General features: G+C 66.7%; 19 protein-coding genes. 11 read left to right on the top strand and 8 right to left on the bottom strand.

The annotated features are described in order from the left end of the window. Window positions 1-67 precede the first annotated feature (67 nt). The 3 genes from QX039_RS30120 (at window position 68) to QX039_RS30110 (ending at window position 3,156) form a co-directional block, all read left to right on the top strand. Entirely contained in the window at window positions 68-769 is a 702-nt protein-coding gene (locus tag QX039_RS30120; RefSeq protein WP_315740421.1) for a Tim44/TimA family putative adaptor protein, read from the top strand. A gap of 164 nt (window positions 770-933) precedes the next feature. Then, window positions 934-2,568 carry a murein transglycosylase A gene (locus QX039_RS30115; RefSeq protein WP_315740422.1) on the top strand — a complete coding sequence of 545 codons (1,635 nt, stop codon included), beginning with the start codon at window positions 934-936 and terminating at the stop codon, window positions 2,566-2,568. A gap of 12 nt (window positions 2,569-2,580) precedes the next feature. Further along, window positions 2,581-3,156: a Smr/MutS family protein gene (locus QX039_RS30110; protein ID WP_315740423.1), complete on the top strand. Its 576-nt coding sequence runs from the start codon at window positions 2,581-2,583 to the stop codon at window positions 3,154-3,156. A gap of 3 nt (window positions 3,157-3,159) precedes the next feature. Here the strand turns inward: QX039_RS30110 and QX039_RS30105 are convergent, their stop codons facing one another. The 4 genes from QX039_RS30105 to hslV form a co-directional block, all read right to left on the bottom strand. Then, complete coding sequence (locus QX039_RS30105) at window positions 3,160-4,281, bottom strand: hypothetical protein (protein WP_315740424.1); 1,122 nt, start codon at window positions 4,279-4,281, stop codon at window positions 3,160-3,162. 217 nt (window positions 4,282-4,498) lie between these two features. Continuing rightward, window positions 4,499-5,803 (bottom strand): ATP-dependent protease ATPase subunit HslU, encoded by a 1,305-nt coding sequence (gene hslU, locus QX039_RS30100; RefSeq protein ID WP_315740425.1) that lies wholly within the window; start codon window positions 5,801-5,803, stop codon window positions 4,499-4,501. 50 nt (window positions 5,804-5,853) lie between these two features. After that, entirely contained in the window at window positions 5,854-6,453 is a 600-nt protein-coding gene (locus QX039_RS30095; protein WP_315740426.1) for a DUF2585 domain-containing protein, read from the bottom strand. Window positions 6,454-6,456: 3 nt separating this feature from the next. After that, window positions 6,457-7,017 carry an ATP-dependent protease subunit HslV gene (gene hslV / locus QX039_RS30090; RefSeq protein ID WP_315740427.1) on the bottom strand — a complete coding sequence of 187 codons (561 nt, stop codon included), beginning with the start codon at window positions 7,015-7,017 and terminating at the stop codon, window positions 6,457-6,459. A 195-nt stretch (window positions 7,018-7,212) separates the two neighbouring features. Between hslV and hisB the strand changes: the two genes are divergently transcribed. From hisB to coaA, 7 genes are all read left to right on the top strand, one after another. Further along, window positions 7,213-7,806, top strand: coding sequence for an imidazoleglycerol-phosphate dehydratase HisB (gene hisB / locus QX039_RS30085; RefSeq protein ID WP_315740428.1), 594 nt, complete (start codon window positions 7,213-7,215; stop codon window positions 7,804-7,806). Between the two features lie 25 nt (window positions 7,807-7,831). Beyond that, window positions 7,832-8,356: a DUF2628 domain-containing protein gene (locus QX039_RS30080; protein WP_315740429.1), complete on the top strand. Its 525-nt coding sequence runs from the start codon at window positions 7,832-7,834 to the stop codon at window positions 8,354-8,356. Continuing rightward, window positions 8,353-9,003: an imidazole glycerol phosphate synthase subunit HisH gene (hisH, locus tag QX039_RS30075; RefSeq protein WP_315740430.1), complete on the top strand. Its 651-nt coding sequence runs from the start codon at window positions 8,353-8,355 to the stop codon at window positions 9,001-9,003. The genes QX039_RS30080 and hisH overlap by 4 nt, the downstream gene beginning before the upstream one ends. A gap of 60 nt (window positions 9,004-9,063) precedes the next feature. Beyond that, window positions 9,064-9,798, top strand: coding sequence for a 1-(5-phosphoribosyl)-5-[(5-phosphoribosylamino)methylideneamino]imidazole-4-carboxamide isomerase (gene hisA / locus QX039_RS30070; RefSeq protein ID WP_315740431.1), 735 nt, complete (start codon window positions 9,064-9,066; stop codon window positions 9,796-9,798). Between the two features lie 11 nt (window positions 9,799-9,809). Then, a complete protein-coding gene (gene hisF, locus QX039_RS30065; protein WP_315740432.1) occupies window positions 9,810-10,586 on the top strand; it encodes an imidazole glycerol phosphate synthase subunit HisF in 777 nt (258 codons plus the stop codon). A 78-nt stretch (window positions 10,587-10,664) separates the two neighbouring features. Further along, entirely contained in the window at window positions 10,665-10,988 is a 324-nt protein-coding gene (locus QX039_RS30060; RefSeq protein ID WP_257167618.1) for a phosphoribosyl-ATP diphosphatase, read from the top strand. A gap of 33 nt (window positions 10,989-11,021) precedes the next feature. After that, window positions 11,022-11,978, top strand: a complete 957-nt coding sequence (gene coaA / locus QX039_RS30055) for a type I pantothenate kinase (protein ID WP_315740433.1) — start codon at window positions 11,022-11,024, stop codon at window positions 11,976-11,978. A 48-nt stretch (window positions 11,979-12,026) separates the two neighbouring features. On the opposite strand, the gene QX039_RS30050 is transcribed toward coaA, so the two are convergent. The 3 genes from QX039_RS30050 to QX039_RS30040 form a co-directional block, all read right to left on the bottom strand. Then, a complete protein-coding gene (locus tag QX039_RS30050; protein WP_315740434.1) occupies window positions 12,027-14,267 on the bottom strand; it encodes a PAS domain-containing hybrid sensor histidine kinase/response regulator in 2,241 nt (746 codons plus the stop codon). Window positions 14,268-14,394: 127 nt separating this feature from the next. After that, complete coding sequence (locus QX039_RS30045) at window positions 14,395-14,622, bottom strand: hypothetical protein (RefSeq protein ID WP_315740435.1); 228 nt, start codon at window positions 14,620-14,622, stop codon at window positions 14,395-14,397. A gap of 102 nt (window positions 14,623-14,724) precedes the next feature. Further along, window positions 14,725-16,263 carry a YifB family Mg chelatase-like AAA ATPase gene (locus tag QX039_RS30040; protein ID WP_315740436.1) on the bottom strand — a complete coding sequence of 513 codons (1,539 nt, stop codon included), beginning with the start codon at window positions 16,261-16,263 and terminating at the stop codon, window positions 14,725-14,727. Between the two features lie 234 nt (window positions 16,264-16,497). Here QX039_RS30040 and QX039_RS30035 point away from each other — a divergent pair, with 234 nt between their 5' ends. Beyond that, entirely contained in the window at window positions 16,498-17,568 is a 1,071-nt protein-coding gene (locus tag QX039_RS30035) for a DUF2336 domain-containing protein (RefSeq protein ID WP_315740437.1), read from the top strand. A 19-nt stretch (window positions 17,569-17,587) separates the two neighbouring features. Here the strand turns inward: QX039_RS30035 and QX039_RS30030 are convergent, their stop codons facing one another. Continuing rightward, window positions 17,588-18,421 (bottom strand): outer membrane lipoprotein carrier protein LolA, encoded by an 834-nt coding sequence (locus tag QX039_RS30030; RefSeq protein WP_409998830.1) that lies wholly within the window; start codon window positions 18,419-18,421, stop codon window positions 17,588-17,590. Window positions 18,422-18,506: the final 85 nt, after the last annotated feature.

The following is an 18,506-nucleotide window of genomic DNA, read 5'->3' as shown; positions in this document are numbered from 1 at the left end:
CCTGTAGAACGGGTGTCCGGTGGCCGGGCTCCGCGTTCGGCTCGACAGGTCAGAAAGCGAACACGACGTGGACATTTATACCATCATCTTCCTGGCGTTGGCGGTCTTCATCTTCGTGCGCCTGCGCGCCGTGCTCGGGCAGCGCACCGGAAGCGAGCGCACGCCGTTCGATCACGCCGCCAGAAACGCGGTCCAGGGTGCGCCGGACAACCACGTCATGCCGGTTCCCAACAAGCCCGTCGACCCCTCGGCTTCGGTCCCCGGCGGCGAGATGCCGGCGGCGGGCGATCGCTGGCGCGGCTTGGCCGAGCCGGGCACGCCGCTCGCGCGCGGCCTCGACGCGATCGTCGCCGATGACTCATCGTTTGACCCGCGCCATTTCCTGACCGGTGCGCGCAGCGCCTACGAGATGATCGTGCTGGCGTTTGCCAATGGCGATCGCCGCGCGTTGCGCGACCTGCTGTCGTCCGAGGTCTATGAGAGCTTCGACGCCGTCATCAAGGAGCGCGAGAAGCAGGAGCAGAAGACCGAAACCCGCTTCGTCTCCATCGATACCGCCGAGCTGGTCGGTGCCGAGCTGCGCGACCGCACCGCGCAGGTCACGGTCCGCTTCGTCTCGCAGATGATCTCGGTGACACGCGACAAGATGGGCAACATCGTCGACGGCAATCCGGACAAGGTGGCCGACATCACCGACATCTGGACTTTCGCCCGCGACACCGGCTCGCGCGATCCGAACTGGAAGCTGGTCGGCACTGGCAGCCATTGATGGAATAGGTTGCCGCCGCCGGCGTTACGTTGGAGGGCACCGCTCTCGGTGTCGGCCGGCTGCGTCAGGAGGACGACGAGGCGCATTCTTGAATTGTGACGTCGATTTTTTAGAATCCCGTTTTTTCCGAATTTCGCGTTGAGTGGTACTTTGATGGTGCAAGCATGGTTCGCGAAATTTGGAAGCGGGGTTTCGCCGCTCATCGCGTGAAGTACTGGACATCGGCGCTCGCCTTGAGCGTCGTTGCCGTGGCGCTCGCCCCTTACGCGGCCGAGGCGGTGCGCTCGCGCCACCGGATCCCGGCGGCATCGGTGCGCCACCTGCCCTACCCCCAGCTCGACTGGCCGCTCGAAATCAACAACAGCCAGTACCTGCCATTGGCCTGGAACGACGTGCCCGGCTGGAACGACGATGATCAGCTCGCGGCGTACCGGACGTTCCGCGCCAGTTGCAAGCCGATCGCCGCCAAGACGGATGTCACGCCGGACGCCAAGGCGCTAGGCGATTCCCTGCGTGATCCTTGCCGCGACGCCCGGGCCGCCGATCTCGCCGACAATGCCGCGGCAAGGGCGTTCTTCGAACGGCACTTCGAGCCGCTGAAGATCTCCAAGCTCGGCGATGCCGACGGCTTCGTCACCGGCTACTACGAACCCGTGATCGACGGCTCGCGGACCCAGAACGAGGTCTACAACGTTCCGGTCTATCGCCGCCCCTCCAATCTGTTCGTTCGCGGCTTCAAGCAGGACGCGACGAGTCTGCCCAACAAGGGTCCCGTCTACCGGAAGATCGGACGGCGCAAGCTGGTCCCCTATTACGACCGCGCGGAGATCGAGGACGGCGCCATCGAGGGCCGCGGCCTGGAGATCGCGTGGCTCAGGAACCAGACGGACCTGCTGTTTGCCCAGATCCAGGGATCCGCGCGCATCAGTCTCGACGACGGCTCGACCATCCGCATCAACTACGATGCCTATAATGGTCATCCCTATACGCCGGTCGGTCGTGTCCTGATCGAGCGCGGCATCATTCCGCGCGAGCAGATGTCGATGCAGCGCATCCGCGACTGGATGGAGCAGAACCCGGAAGGTGCCAACGAACTGCGGCGGACCAACCGCTCCTACATCTTCTTCCGCGAGGTGCAGCTGTCGGAGAAGGACGAGGCCGTCGGCGCCCAGGGCATCCCGCTGACTCCGGGCCGCTCGATCGCGGTCGACAAGTCGCTGCACGTCTATGGCACGCCGTTCTTCATCACCGGCGAGTTGCCGATCGAATCCGAGAAGTCGAAGACGGCTTTCCACCGGCTGATGATTGCCCAGGATACGGGCTCGGCGATCGTCGGACCTGCGCGCGCCGATCTCTACTTCGGCGCGGGACAGGACGCCGGCAAGGTCTCCGGCCGCCTCAAGCACAGCATCCAGTTCGTGATGCTGGTGCCGAAGAGCCTCGATCCGGTCGCGCGTGGCCGCAAGATGCCGCTGCCGGATGCGCGTCCGTCGGAGAAGATCGCCAAGCTGTTTCCGCAAGTGCTGCCGAAGCAGGCAGCGAAGGAGGCTGCCAAAGATCAAGCGAAGGAGCAGGACCAGGCCACGACGGCGGCGGCGCCCTCCGCGGCGAAGGATTCAAAGGCCGCTGCTCCCGTCGCGGCTAGCTCCGCGATCGCCGTCGCAAAATCCGCGACCACCGTGGCGCAGAACGTGGTGGCCCCGCAGCCAGTGCCCCTGCCCGAGGCCCGACCGCGACTCGAAAGTGATCGCAATATCCGCCGATTGCGCTATGGCAGACGCCACCGCAACCGCCGATGACAAGCCGTTTCCATGTCGCATGATCCCGAGCCGCCCCGTGGCCGTCGCAAGCGCGGCCTCTCCGAGGACGAGCGCATGCTGTGGGAGACGGTGGCGCGCCAGGTCAAGCCGCTGCGCAAGACACAGCGTCCGGTGCGGCTGCATCCACCGATGACGACGTCCGAACCGCAGCCGGACAAACCCGCGATGACGCAGCGGCCGGTCGCGCCGGTTGCCGCGCCGAAACCCGTCCGGCCGGCGATTCCGCCGCTGGTTTCGCTCGGCCGGAGGGAGCGTTCGAAACTGTCGCGCGGCCGCAATGAGATCGATGCGCGGCTCGATTTGCACGGCATGACCCAGAGCCGGGCGCACCAAGCGCTGCATCATTTCCTGCATCGCGCCCAGCATGATGGGCTGACCTTCGTGCTCGTCATCACCGGCAAGGGCACCATCGGCGCGGACCCTGAACGCGGCGTGCTCCGGCGCCAAGTGCCACATTGGCTGAGCCTGCCGGAATTCCGCTCGCTGATCGTCGGCTTCGAGGAGGCCCATGTCGGACATGGCGGCGCCGGCGCGCTCTACGTCCGTATCAGGCGCCCAAGAGGCTGAGGCTCAGAACGGCCGGATGATGCCGACGCGCGGTACGGCGGTGACGATCCAGCCCAGGATCGTGGTCCTGCGATCGTCGGGATCAATCGGTGCAATCGGCTTGGTCGCGGGAAGCGTCTTCACCGCGTGCAGCATCATCACCATGCAAACGACCCAGCTCGAGATCCAGCGCGAATAGTCGAACACCATCGCGAACATCACGACGTAGGCAAGGCTGATGAAGATCAGCGCGGCGATGACGATCTGGCGATGGCGCCGCTCTTCCAATGCGCCGACAAGATCTCTGTAGTAGCTCCATAGCGGTGCATGCAGCCAGAGCAGCAGCGCATATACGGGCACGCCGAGCAGATTGGACGCCATGTGCGCCCAGGTGTCCTGCACTTCCTTGGACAGCGGCTGGTACCAGACATAGGCGAACTGAAGCAGCTCGGTGCGCGATGGATCGGCCATTCGTGTCTGCAAGTAACTTACGAAATCGGCTTCGGGCAGCGGCATGGTTCCGAGGAATTGCGCGGCCAGGAACAGGATGCCGAGGCCCAGCAGCGCGCTTGCGCCCACGGCAAGATCGAGCCGGGCGATGGGGCGGGCCAGATAGCAGCGCAGCACGACGATGGCGACGATGGTGGGCACATACATCAGCAGATGGATGTGATGGATCAGCACCAGCACCGCCGAGATGAGCGTGGCGAGCAGGACGTAGCCGAGTGAGCTCGCCGGGACCAGCAACAGGATGATGACGCCGAGACAGCCATAGATGTCGAAATGACCGAGCGTGAACAGGAAGTTCTTGAAGACGAACGGCGACCCCGCCGTGAAGACGAACAGCGGCAGCTGCGCGCGATCAAGACCAAAGGTGCGTCGGAACAGCTTCAGGTACAGAGCGAGCGTGATCAGCCAGACGCTGCCGCCGATTGCGAACACCAGCCACACCGGCACCTTCGCCGTGAACAGTCCGACGATGGCGCCGACCAGCGCGCGCTTGATGAAGCCGTGGTGATAGTCGACCAGCAGGTGGATGTAGGGGATGTAGGGCGGCAGCGTGAGCTTGTGCAGGAAGACGCCAAGCATGACGGCGGCGTTGACGGCGAGCATCGCCCGCCAGTGTTTGTTGTAGGCGCCGGTCATGCCATGACCGAGCGATGGCTGGCGGAGACGAGGTCGCCGCCACATCCACCACTGTCGTCCCGGCCTTGAGCCGGGACCCATAGCCACCGCCGTCCATGCTGAGGCAAGGCTGGAGCCGCCATCGAGAGTCACAATTGGCTTTGGTGGTCATGGGTCCCCGCTTTCGCGGGGACGACGGCGGAATTTGTAGCTCGGCCTCGACCCATACGGGTAGCCGCTACAAAATGAACCGGCTGAGATCAGTGTTCTTGGCGAGATCGCCAATGTGCTGCTGCACGAAGGCGGCGTCGACCCGCATGGTCTCGCCGCTGCGGTCGGAGGCCGTGAAGGAGATGTCGTCGAGGACGCGCTCCATCACGGTCTGCAGCCGACGCGCGCCGATGTTCTCGACCGTGGAGTTGACCGCGACCGCGATGTCGGCGAGCGCGTCGATCGCATCGTCGGTGATGTCGAGCGTCACGCCCTCGGTCTTCATCAGCGCGACATATTGCTTGATCAGCGACGCCTCCGGCTCGGTCAGGATGCGGCGCATGTCGTCGCGCGTCAGCGCCTGCAGCTCGACGCGGATCGGCAGCCGGCCCTGCAACTCCGGCAAGAGGTCCGATGGCTTGGCGATGTGGAACGCGCCCGACGCGATGAACAGGATGTGATCGGTCTTCACAGCGCCATGCTTGGTCGAGACCGTGGTGCCCTCGATCAGCGGCAGCAGGTCGCGCTGCACGCCCTCGCGGGAGACGTCGCCGCCTGCGCGGTTCTCGCGCACGCAGATCTTGTCGATCTCGTCGAGGAACACGATGCCGTTGTTCTCGACCACGCTGATCGCCTCCTGCACCAGCTGGTCGCTGTCGAGCAGCTTGTCGGACTCTTCCGCGATCAGGATGTCGTGCGAGGCTTCGACCGTGACGCGCCGCGTCTTGGTGCGGCCGCCGAGTTTGCCGAAGATGTCGCCGATGGAGATCGCGCCCATCTGCGCCCCCGGCATGCCCGGGATCTCGAACATCGGAAGGCCGCCGCCGGACGACTGCGTCTCGATCTCGATCTCCTTGTCGTTCAGCTCGCCGGCGCGCAGCTTGCGGCGGAACGAGTCGCGGGTGGCGGCGCTGGAGCTGGCGCCGACCAGCGCATCGAGCACGCGCTCCTCGGCGGCAAGCTGGGCCCGGGCGGCGACGTCCTTGCGCTTGCGCTCGCGCACCTGGACGATCGCGACCTCGACGAGATCGCGGATGATCTGCTCGACGTCGCGGCCGACATAGCCGACCTCGGTGAACTTGGTCGCCTCGACCTTCAGGAACGGCGCGCCCGCGAGCTTGGCCAGCCGCCGCGCGATCTCGGTCTTGCCGACGCCGGTCGGCCCGATCATCAGGATGTTCTTCGGCAGCACCTCCTCGCGCAGGCCTGCATCGAGCTGCAACCGGCGCCAGCGGTTGCGCAACGCAATGGACACCGCCCGCTTGGCGTCGGCCTGGCCGACGATGTAGCGGTCGAGTTCGGAGACGATTTCGCGGGGTGAAAAGTCTGTCATGAGGCTCTAGCTAGGGTCGGACGGGGATGAGGGCAAGCCGGATTCCGCCGTCACAGGAGCGGCGGTCCGGCCTGCCACTGCCGGATCGCCTCGGTTGGATAGATCAGCATCAAGATGTTCAGGGTCAGGTTGTCACGGATGTGCAGGCCCACCCCGATCTCGAGCGCGACTGCAATCACGACGGTCAGCCAGACCGGCAGCACCCGCGCCAGCAGGAAGCCGGTCATCATCGCCAGCGTATCGCCGACGGAGTTCACGATGCTGTCGCCGAAATAGTCCAGCGAGATCGTGGCGGCACGATAGCGCTCGATGATGAAGCTGGAGTTCTCGACCAGCTCCCAGGCGCCCTCGATCAGCATCGCCAGGATCAGCCGCCCCTGCCAGGGCAGCCGCGGCACCACCAGCGTGGTCAGCGCATAGAACAAGAAGCCGTGAATGATGTGGGAGAACGTGTACCAGTCGGTGAGATGCTGGGAGTTCTCCGAGCTCTGCACCACGCCATGCCACAGCTTGACGGTGCCGCAGGCGCAGATCGGCAGCCGGCCCATCGCGAACAACAGTGCGGCCTGCAGCGAAAGCAGACAGAGCACCGGGATGAGCCAGGGTCCGGACGACTGCCGGGACGGGGCGCCGATCTCGTCCGCGGTCATGGTCTACTCGGCCGACAATGCTTCGATGGTGATGTTGCGGTTGGTGTAGACGCAGATGTCGGCGGCGATGTCGAGCGAGCGGCGGACGATGCTCTCGGCGTCCTTGTCGGTGTCGATCAGCGCACGCGCAGCCGCAAGCGCATAGTTGCCGCCGGAGCCGATCGCCATCACGCCGGACTCCGGTTCCAGCACGTCGCCCGTCCCGGTCAGCACCAGCGAGACGTCCTTGTCGGCGACGATCATCATGGCTTCGAGCCGCCGCAGGTAGCGGTCGGTGCGCCAGTCCTTGGCGAGTTCGACCGCCGCCCGGGTCAGCTGCCCCGGATACTGCTCCAGCTTGCTCTCCAGCCGCTCGAACAGGGTGAAGGCGTCGGCGGTGGCCCCGGCGAAGCCGCCGATGACGTCGCCCTTGCCGAGCTTGCGCACCTTCTTGGCATTGGACTTGATCACGGTCTGGCCGATCGAGACCTGGCCGTCGCCACCGATCACCACCCTGCCCCCCTTGCGGACGGTCAGAATCGTGGTGCCGTGCCAGACGGTGGGCTCGTTCGAGGATGCGTGCATTGGGGATCCCTGGTTCATGCCCTGATTTAGGCGCTCAGGCGTCGGGATACAATTACCGGGTCCCTGCCCTGCCCGACCCGGTCTTGAAATCCGCTCACCATGGCCCGAGATCAGGCGTACGGGGCGCTATCCCGCAGTAGCTAAGCCGACATCCGCCTGATAAAAGAGCCGCGTTTTCAAGGGAAAGCTGACCCCATGCGTAGCGCGACCATCAAGCGCAAGACCAAAGAGACCGACATCGAGGTGTCCGTGAACCTCGACGGCACCGGCGTCGTGAACATCGCGACCGGTATCGGCTTCTTCGATCACATGCTGGATCTGCTTGCCCGGCATTCCCGCATCGACATGACGGTCAAGGCGGTCGGCGACCTGCATATCGACTTTCACCACACCACCGAGGATGTCGGCATCGCGCTCGGCCAAGCGGTGCGGCAGGCGCTCGGCGACATGGCCGGCATCACCCGCTATGCCTCGATCCACATGCCGATGGACGAGACCTTGACGCGCGTCGTGATCGACGTGTCGGGCCGGCCGATGCTGGTGTTCCGCACGACCTTCGCGCGCGACAAGATCGGCGAGTTCGACACAGAGCTGGTGCGCGAGTGGTTCAATGCGTTTGCCATGAACGCCGGCATCACCTTGCACGTCGAGACGCTGTACGGCGAGAACGCCCATCATATCGCCGAATCCTGCTTCAAGGGTCTGGCGCGGGCGCTGCGGACAGCGCTTTCGATCGATCCGCGCAATCAGGGCGAAGTGCCATCCACCAAGGGTCAGCTCGGCGGCTGACCTCCCCGTCCAAGGGATTATCGACATGCCCGTCTATACGGTTCACGCTCCCCTGGCCGCCGGGGTCGATCTGCGTTCGACCGATCGCTTCGTCTTCATCCGCGACGGCTTCCATTTCTGGGCCGCGGTGCTCGGCGCCGTCTGGCTGGCCTGGCATCGCCTCTGGCTTGCGATGCTCGTCTGGGCCGTGCTGATGATCGCGCTCGACGTGATCCTGGTGCGCGTCGGCGTCAACGGCGGTGCGATTGCCGGCATCGATCTGTTGTTCGCGATCCTGCTCGGGCTCGAAGCCTCCAGCCTGAAGCGCTGGAGCTACTCGCGCGGCAATTGGCGCCAGCTCGACGTCGTCGTCGCCGATGATCTCGATGCCGCCGAGCGCCGCTTCTTCGAGCGCTGGGCCGCCCGGCGCAGCACGCTCGGCTACGACAATCATACCGTCGATCGCGGCGCGGCGCCGCCGACGCGCGACAACGGCAATGGGCTGCACCCGCCGCCGCTGCCGCACGCCAGCATCATTGGCTTGTTTCCCGAACCCGGAGGTGGACGATGAGTGTTGCAATCATCGATTACGGCTCCGGCAATCTGCATTCCGCCGCCAAGGCGTTCGAGCGCGCCGCGCGCGGCATGGCGGATCCGCAGAAGGTCGTCGTCACGCGCGATCCCGACACCGTGTATCGCGCCGACCGCATCGTGCTGCCCGGCGTCGGCGCCTTCGCCGATTGCCGCCGCGGCCTCGACTCCGTCAACGGCATGCTGGAGGCGATGACCGAAGCCGTCCGCCACAAGGCGCGGCCGTTCTTCGGCATCTGCGTCGGCATGCAATTGATGGCAACGCGCGGCAAGGAGCATGTCACCACCGATGGCTTCGACTGGATCGCCGGCGACGTCGAGAAGATCGCGCCTCGTGACGAGAGCCTGAAAATCCCGCACATGGGCTGGAACACGCTCGACCTGGTGCAGGAGCATCCGGTCCTGGAGCGGCTGCCGCTCGGGCCGAAGGGCTTGCACGCCTATTTCGTGCACTCCTATCACTTGAATGCGGTCAACGAGAACGATGTGCTGGCGCGCGCCGATTACGGCGGTCCGATCACGGCGATCGTCGGCAAGGACACCGCGATCGGCACCCAATTCCATCCCGAGAAGAGCCAGCGTTTCGGTCTCGCCCTCATTTCCAACTTCCTGAAATGGAAGCCGTGAGCGCTTCCGTCCTGTTCGCCGCAAGAGGCGGACAGGGCGCGCTCTTGAAAGACAACTGATATGATCCTGTTTCCCGCCATCGATCTGAAGAACGGCCAGTGCGTGCGCCTGGAGCAGGGCGACATGGCGCGCGCCACCGTGTTCAACCTCGATCCCGCCGCGCAGGCCAAGAGCTTCGCCGACCAGGGCTTTGAATATCTCCACGTCGTCGACCTCGACGGCGCCTTCGCCGGCAAGCCGATGAACGCGCAAGCCGTCGAGGCGATGCTGGAGGTCGTCAAGATGCCGGTGCAGCTCGGCGGCGGCATTCGCGATCTCAAGACGGTCGAGGCCTGGCTCGGCAAGGGCATCGCCCGCGTCATCATCGGCACCGCCGCGGTGCGCGATCCCGAGCTGGTGAAGACCGCAGCCAAAGCCTTTCCCGGCCGCGTCGCCGTCGGCCTCGATGCCCGCGACGGCAAGGTCGCGGTCGAAGGCTGGGCGGAGACGTCCGAGGTCACCGCGCTCGACATCGCCAAACGCTTCGAGGACGCCGGCGTCGCCGCGATCATCTTCACCGACATCGCCCGCGACGGCCTGCTCAAGGGCCTCAACCTCGACGCCACGATCGCGCTCGGCGACGCCATCTCGATTCCCGTGATCGCCTCCGGCGGCCTTGCCTCGATCGAGGACGTCAGGGCGATGCTGACACCGCGTGCGAAAAAGCTCGAAGGCGCCATCGCTGGCCGCGCGCTCTATGACGGCCGGCTCGACCCGGCAGAGGCGCTGGCGCTGATCCGCGCCGCGCGCGCGTAGGAGAGAACAGGATGTTCAAAGTCCGTGTCATTCCCTGCCTCGACGTCAAGGACGGACGGGTCGTCAAGGGTGTCAACTTCGTCAATCTGCGCGACGCCGGCGATCCGGTCGAGGCCGCGATCGCCTATGACGCCGCCGGCGCCGACGAGCTCTGCTTCCTCGACATCACCGCCACCCATGAGAACCGCGGCATCATGCTGGACGTCGTCCGGCGCACGGCGGAGGCCTGCTTCATGCCGGTCACGGTTGGCGGCGGCGTGCGCACCATCGACGACATCAAGACCCTGCTGCGCTCCGGCGCCGACAAGGTCTCGATCAATTCGGCCGCGGTGAGCAGGCGCGAATTCGTCAAGGAGGCGGCCGAGAAGTTCGGCGAGCAGTGCATCGTGGTGGCGATCGACGCCAAGTCCGTGTCGCGGCCTGGCGGCGGCAGCCGCTGGGAGATCTTCACCCATGGCGGACGCAAATCGACCGGGATCGACGCGCTGGAATACGCCCAGGAGGTGGTCGCGCTCGGTGCCGGCGAGATCCTGCTGACGTCGATGGACCGCGACGGAACGCGCCAGGGCTTTGACCTGCCGCTGACCCGGGCGGTCGCCGACAGCGTCCCGGTGCCGGTGATCGCATCTGGCGGCGTCGGCAATCTCGACCATCTGGTCGACGGCATCCGCGAGGGCCGCGCGACTGCGGTTCTGGCCGCCTCGATCTTCCATTTCGGGGAATTTACCATCCGGCAGGCCAAGGAGCACATGGCGCGCCAGGGCCTGCCGATGCGGCTCGATCCCTGACGACATTGCGCCGCAAAAATGTTAGATGAACGCTGGTCCGGCCGCCGTGGTTCGGGCAGGCGTTCCGAGTACCGGCTGATGTCCCGTTTCACGCTTCACGATCTCGCTGCCATCATCGACGCGCGCGCCGCGGCGGGCGGCGAGGCGTCGTATACGCGCAAGCTGCTCGACAAGGGCCCGGCGCAATGCGCCAAGAAGATGGGCGAGGAGGCGGTCGAGACGGTCATCGCCGCTGTTGGCACCGACCGCGAGCATCTGATCTCCGAAAGCGCCGATCTGCTGTTTCATCTGTTGGTGTTGTTGAAGTCGCGCGACGTCCGGCTCGAGGAGGTCGAGGCGGCGCTCGGCAAGCGCACCGGTCAGTCGGGGCTGGAAGAAAAGGCGTCGCGCAAGACGGAGTAGGGCGCGTCGGCCGGGGAAACGAAGGGCAGCGTCATGGATATGCGCACCACCGAACAACAATATAATCCGTACCGCGTCTTCACCCGCGAGCAATGGGCCGAGCTGCGCAACGACACGCCGATGACCTTGGAGCCCGGCGAGTTCTCCAAGCTGCGGTCGATGCACGATCGCCTCGATCTCAAGGAGGTCGAGGACATCTATCTGCCGTTGTCGCGACTGCTGTCGATGTATGTCGACGCGGCGCAGCGGCTGTACTACGCGCAGCGCCAGTTCCTCGGCATCCGCGACCGCAAGATGCCCTACATCATCGGCGTTGCCGGCTCGGTGTCGGTCGGCAAGTCCACCACCGCGCGCGTGCTGCAGGCCCTGCTGGCGCGCTGGTCGCCGCGGCCGAAGGTCGATCTCATCACCACCGACGGTTTCCTCTATCCGAACGCGGTCCTGGAGCGGCAGGGCCTGATGCAGAAGAAGGGCTTTCCGGAAAGCTACGACCTGCCGCGGCTGCTGGGCTTCCTCTCCGACATCAAGGCCGGCCGGCATCAGGTGCGCGCGCCGGTCTACTCGCATCTCACCTACGACATCGTCCCCCATCAGTGGGTCGAGATCGACCAGCCGGACATCCTCATCGTCGAAGGCGTCAACGTGCTGCAGACCGGGCCGCTGCCGCGCGACGGCAAGGCCGTGCCGGTCGTCTCCGACTTCTTCGACTTCTCGGTTTATATCGATGCCGACGAGGCGATCCTGCGCAAATGGTACGTCAAGCGCTTCCTGTCGCTGCGCGACACGGCGTTCCATGATCCCCGGTCCTACTTTAACCGCTACGCGCTGCTGTCGGACGAGGAGGCCATCGCCACTGCGATCGCCATCTGGGAGCGCACCAACCTGGCCAATCTCGAGGACAACATCCTGCCGACAAGGCCGCGCGCGACGCTGATCCTGAAGAAGGGCGCGGACCACGAGGTCGAGACGGTGGCGCTCAGGCGGTTGTGAGCGTGGCCCGCGAGCGTAGCGCTGAACTGATCCGCTCCAACTAATTACTTACGCCGCCACCTGTCGCGCCGCCGCCAGATTCGCCAGCGCCTCGTCCAGCTTGTCGCGATCGATCGGCTTGACCAGGAAGCCATCCATGCCGGCCTCGAAGCAGGCGTAGCGGTCCTCGACCAGGGCATTGGCCGTGAGCGCCAGGATCGGCGTGCGCCGGCCCGGCTCGCTGGCCTCGATGGCGCGGATGCGCTTGGCGGCGGCAATGCCGTCGAGCTTCGGCATCTGCACATCCATCAGGATCAGATCATAGGGCGCGCCGGCCGAGCGCGCCGCGAGCCAGGAGTCCAGCGCGGCTTCGCCATGCACGGCGATGTCGGCGTGGTGGCCGAGCTTGGTCAGCAGCGAGCGCATCAGCAGCGCGTTGATGTCGTTGTCCTCGGCGACGAGGATGGACAGGCTCCCGCCGGCCTGAACCGCAATCGGCGGAGCGATCGTCGGGATTGGATCGTCAGCGAGTGCCGGAACCGTGCCATCGGTGTCGAAGCTCACGCGCGCGGCGAGCGAGGCGGCCCGCAGCGGCTTGACCAGATAGCCGTTGAACGGCGCCGCTGGTGTCAGCTCGTGGCGGCTCGCCGGCGTGACCAGCACGATCAGCCGTGTCGTGTGATGTTGCGCGGCCCCGCCCAGACGGAGCGACGCGTCGCTGCCGATGGCGTCGTCGACCAGCACGGCGTGCCAGGCGCGTTCGGGCAGCAGGGCTTCCGCCACCTCGGCCTCGGCGACCAGGCACGTCTGCGCGCCCCAGTTCTGCAGGCGCCGTTCGATCAGCTCGGCCTGCAGCCCGGCCGGCGCGACCAGCATGACCGACTGTCCCGCGAGGTCGGGGCCGCGGAAGCTGTTCTGCTCGCCGCGCTCCAGCGCCGGCGGCAGCGGCACCGACACCTCGAAGGTCGAGCCGGCGCCGAGCCGGCTCTGCAGCGCGATGCGGCCGCCCATGCGCTTGACGATCCGGTCCGAGATCGCCAGGCCAAGGCCGGTGCCGCCGAAGCTGCGCGCGACGCTGTCATCGGCCTGCTCGAATTCTCGGAAGATGCGCTCCTGGGCGTCGGCTGCGATGCCGATGCCGGTATCGCGCACCTGGAAGCTGATCTCGTTCGGCCAGATCCCGGGCTCGGCGATCAGCGCGACGCCGCCCGAAGCCGTGAACTTGATGGCGTTGCCGGCGAGGTTGAGCAGCACCTGGCGCAGCCGCGCGGCGTCGCCGGTCACCCAGGTCGGCAGCCGCTCGTCGAGATAGGCCGCGATCTCCAATTGCTTGGCCTGCGCCCGCGGCGCCAGCAGCTCGGTGATCTCCTCGATCAGCGTCGCCAGCGAGAAGGGCTGCGCCTCCAGCGCGAGCTTGCCGGCCTCGATCTTGGAATAGTCGAGCAGCTCGTCGATCAGCGACATCAAGGCTTCACCCGAGGTGCGAACCGCCTTGGCGTAGGTGGTCTGCTCCGGCGTCAGCTGCGTCTCGAGCAGCAGCCCGCTCATGCCGAGGATGCCGTTCAGCGGCGTGCGGATCTCGTGGCTCGCCATTGCCAGGAACCGCGACTTGGCACGGTTCGCGGCATTGGCCTGGTCGCGCGCCTCCGCCAGCGCGCGCTCGGTCTCGGTGCGGTCGGTGACGTCGCGGCCGACACATTGCAGTACGGCGGGCTGGCCGGCGTCGGAACGCACCAGTGCCTCGCGCCACGCGATCCAGCGCGGACCGATCGCGCTCTCGATGCGCTGGTCGTGGACGCGCGTGCCGTTCGGCTCCAGCGCGCTGTCGCCCTGCTCGATCAGCTCGAAGGTGAACGCGCTGCCGAGCAGGTTGTCGCGGTCGAGGCCCGCCATCCGGCAATAGGCGTCGTTGACGAAGATGATGCTGCCGTCGCGCGCGCGCATGACGATGAGGTCGCCCTGCTGCTCGAACAGATTGCGGGCGCGCTGCTCGGCTTCCTGCAGCTCCCAGTTCCGGTCCGCCAGCACCTCGTTGTGGAGCGCAATCTTGTGCATCTTCCTGGCGACGAAGCGCAGCCGCATGCTGAGCGTGGCCAGGCCGACGCAGGCGAGCGCGAACAGGAAGCTGGCGCCGATCGCGAACGTGTGCGGGTTATAGCCGGAGTTGTCGGAAATGCTGGCCTTGATGAAGCCGTACGCGCCGCCGAAGCCGGCGGAGAAGATCATCAGCGAGCGCAGGATCGCGAAGATGGTGCGGTGACGGCGCATGAACCGGCGCAGGCGCAGCCTGAAGCGAAAAATCGGTCCCATCTCGATCACCCCCGACGATTTCGATCCCAATGTCATGGCCGGCCCGCACCATGCGGCGTCGGTATTGCTGAGACTTTGAAAGGTCGTGCACGCGCGATTCTGCCGTGCAGAGATGGTGAACCGGGCGTTAGCCCGGCTCACAGAACCGGATCGGTCGGTGATGAGGCGTGGTTGCGCGCGCGGGATCATCGGTGAAGTCGACATGGAGATCGGCGTGAAAGGGCGCGGAGCCGAGCGAGACGCTGTCGGCACCGACGGCAATGCAGGGCTGCGGGGAGGGCGCCAATTCGAGTCTGGCGATGACCGCCGCCGCGATCAGCGGCACGGCCAAAACGAGGACCTTGAAACGCAACATGATACGCACCGACGCGGAAGGCCTGATGACGGAACGCGGGCCCTATGGTTGTCGGAGCGTAAAGAGAAGTCGTTACCAGAGTGTTGAGGGGGAGGGGCGCCTTTACGCCGCATGGCGATTGTCCTCCGCCAGCGCGCGATACGACAGCGCCTCGGCCAGATGCAGCCGGCCGATCGCCTCGGCGTGGTCGAGATCGGCGAGCGTCCGCGCCACGCGCAGCACGCGGTGATAGCCGCGGGCGGACAGCCGCATCGTCTCGGCGGCTTCGCGCAGCAGCTTCTGGCCGGGCGCATCGAGCCTGGCGATCTCGTCGAGCACGGCGGCCGGCGCCTCGGCGTTGGTACGGATGTGCGGCAGGCCGGCTTTGGCGTAGCGGGCGCGCTGCAGGTCGCGCGCGGCCGCGACGCGGGCCGCGACCTCGGCCGAGCCTTCCTTGGACGGCGGCAGGATCAGGTCGGCGGCGGTCACCGCGGGCACCTCGATGCGCAGGTCGATGCGGTCCATCAGCGGGCCGGAGATGCGCATCTGGTAGTCGGCGGTGCAGCGGTCGATGCGGCCGCGCTTGCAGGCATAGCCGGGCTCGAAGGCGTTGCCGCAACGGCACGGATTCATCGCCGCGACCAGCATGAAGCGGGCAGGGTAGGTGACGCGATGGTTGGCGCGGGAGATCGAGACCTCGCCATTCTCCAGCGGCTGGCGCAGCGAATCCAGCACGCGCGGATCGAACTCCGGCAGCTCGTCGAGGAACAGCACGCCCTGATGCGCCAGCGAGATCTCGCCGGGGCGGGCGCGCAGGCCGCCGCCGGTCAGCGCCGCCATGCTGGCGGAATGGTGCGGGCTGCGGAACGGTCGCCGCGACGTCAGCGCGCCGCCCTCGATCTCGCCGGCGACCGAGGCGATCATCGAGACTTCCAGCAGCTCCGCCGGCGACAGCGGCGGCAGGATCGAGGGCAGCCGCGCCGCCAGCATCGACTTGCCGGCGCCGGGCGAGCCGATCATCAGCAGATGATGCCCGCCGGCAGCGGCGATCTCGAGCGCGCGCTTGCCGCTCTCCTGGCCCTTGATGTCGCGCAGGTCGAGCAGGCTTGCGGGTGCCTCCTGGATCTTCGGCTGCGGCCGCGACAGCACCTGCGTGCCCTTGAAATGGTTGGCGATCTGGATCAGCGAGCTCGCCGCGATGATCTGCAAGTCCGGGCTCGCCCATGCCGCCTCGGCGCCGCAGGCGGCCGGGCAGATCAGCCCTTCCTCGCGGCCATTGGCGCCGATCGCTGCCGGCAGCACGCCGGCGACCGGCGCAATCGAGCCGTCGAGCCCGAGCTCGCCGAGCACCGTGAAGCCGCCGAGGGCATCCGGCGGAATGGCGCCGATCGCGGCCATCAGCCCCAGCGCGATCGGCAGGTCGTAATGGCTGCCTTCCTTGGGCACGTCGGCCGGCGCGAGGTTCACGGTGATGCGCCGCGCCGGCAGCGCCAGGCCCGAGGCGATCAGCGCCGAGCGCACCCGCTCGCGCGCTTCCGACACCGCCTTGTCCGGCAGGCCGACGATCGCGAACGCCGGCAGTCCGGGCGCGACCTGGACCTGCACGTCGACTGCGCGGGCCTCGATCCCCTCGAAGGCGACGGTGGAAACGCGCTGGACCATGATGCCCCTCCCGGGCAAGGAGGCTAGCGGATGCCGGCATTGTTCGCAAGAACAATACGGGAACACTGTCGTTGCCGCGCTCTGCCGCAATCCATTAACGACAGCCGCGTGGGGTTTCAGCTCCGTCCGCCGGGCTTAACGCCCCTTTAGTCCGGCCTTCGCATTCTTCCTCAATTGATGATCGACCCGCGCCTCCGTCAAAAGCCGAGGGAGGCGCCCAACGAGGGACGTGCGATGCCTCCAGCGCCTGCGGCAGCTCCGACCGCCAAGACGCCCGCCGGTGATGCGCGGACGGTGTCCGAGCTCGCCACCGACATGCTGCGCCGGACCACCAGCCTGTTCCTGGCCGGTCCGCGGCCCGCGTCGGCCGAGCAGCTCGATCTCTACGATCAAATGTTCGCCCGGCTGATGCCGCAGGTCGCGACCGAGCTGCTGGCCGAGCTGAGCATGGCGCTCGCCGGCGTGGAGCGTGCGCCTTACGCCACCGCGCGGCTGCTCGCCGTTCACCCCGAATTGCGCGTCGCCGGACCGATGCTGGCCAAGGCGGCGGTGCTGACCGAGCGCGACCTCGCCGAGTTCATCCGCACCGGCAGCCCTGCGCATCTCGTCGCGCTCGCCAGCCGCAGGGGCATTGGCGAGAGCCTCACGACGCAGCTGATCGCACGCGGCTTTCCGGCGGTGCGCATGGCGCTGGTACAGAACCTCTCCGCCCGGCTGTCCGAGGATGGCTATCGCAGCCTGTTCAAGATCGCCGAGCGCGACGAGGATCTCGCCGAGAAGCTGGCGCTGCGCACAGATCTGCCGGCCAAGCTGTCGCGGGCCTTCGTCGCTGCGGCGAGCGAGGGCGCCCGCGCCCGCTTCATCAAGGCCGCACCGCCGGCGACCCGCGCCACCCTGCAGGCAACGCCGACCCGATCGCCCGGCGCGGCAATGCGCGCGATCTGGGATTATCAGCAGGTCAAGGCCGAGGTTGCCGCCCTCAGCCGCACCGGCAAGCTCGGCGACTCCGCCGTCAACCGCTTCTGCGCCACCGGCGATTTCCCTGCCGTGATCGCAGCGCTGGCGCTGCTCTGTGTCGTCACCATCGAGACGATCGAAGCGCTGCTGGAGGAGGATCGTCTCACGGATCTGCTGCTGGCCTGCAAGGCGGCGCGGCTGAGCTGGGCGACGACGTCGATGATCCTGCGCGGCCGGCCCGGCTGCGACGCGCTTCCGGCCGATGACCTCGAGGAGGCGCGCAAGCGCTTCGAGAAGCTTGCACTGTCCGAAGCGCAATGGAAGGTGCGCGGGCTCGAATCGCGCTGAGCGAGCGCGAGAGGCGGCGTCAGCCCGGCGGCGTGCTCGGATAGGCCGTGAAGTCGATCTTGAACATCGCCGGATCGAGCTTCTTGGTCGTATCGAGATTGTAGACCGCGATCGTGGTGTCGTAGCCCTGCGGATCGGTCACGGTCCACTGCTTGAGCTGGCCGTCCTTGGTGCCGAGCATCAGCATCAGCCGGCTGGTGCCGATCAGCGCCTGCTTCTCCTCGATCGTGATCGTGACGTAGAGGTCGTCGGCCGCGACCGCGATCACGTTGGTGTCCTTGAGCAGGTCGATGCGGTCCGACAGCAGATAGCGCAGCGGCGTCTGCGACAGCGGATAGACGTCCTGGGTCGCGAGCTTGCGGTCGCGCACCACCAGCGAGGAGCCGTCGGCGATGATGTCGATCGGCGTCGGCGGCTCGTATTCGAAGCGGACCTTGCCCGGCTTCTGGATGTAGAAATCGCCCTTGGTCTTGCTGCCGTCCGGGCCGACCTGGACGAAGTTCCCGACCAGCGTCTGCAGCGACGACAGATAGGCGCTGACCTTGGCCGCCTGCGCCTTCTGGTTGGCGTCGAACGAGGTGAAGATGCTGGCCGGCACGTTGCGCCGGGGATCGGGAATGATCGGGTTGGGCGGGGCGGTCTGGGTGGTCGAGGGACTCTGGCCCGAGCGCTGCTGGTCGGAGGCGCTGAGCTGGGAGCCGCTCTTCGGGCCTGATTTCGGAGCCGGCGTGCCCTGCGCGGCGGCGTGACCGGACGCACCGGCGACAGAGCATGTCGTCACGGCGCAGGCGACCAGCCAGGCGCAGATCCGGCGCCCGCGCGAAGCTGCGTGATACGAAAACGTGCTGTTCAACAAGGAGCTTTTCAAAACGACGTCCTGAGTTTTACGCGTTCTATCCCGGATCGGGCGGGCAGCGTGATCGTAATCGCGTGAAGAT

The sequence above is a fragment of the Bradyrhizobium sp. SZCCHNR1043 genome, assembly GCF_032489675.1.
Taxonomy (GTDB): Bacteria; Pseudomonadota; Alphaproteobacteria; order Rhizobiales; family Xanthobacteraceae; genus Bradyrhizobium.
This window is presented reverse-complemented; position numbering and strand designations above follow the sequence as displayed.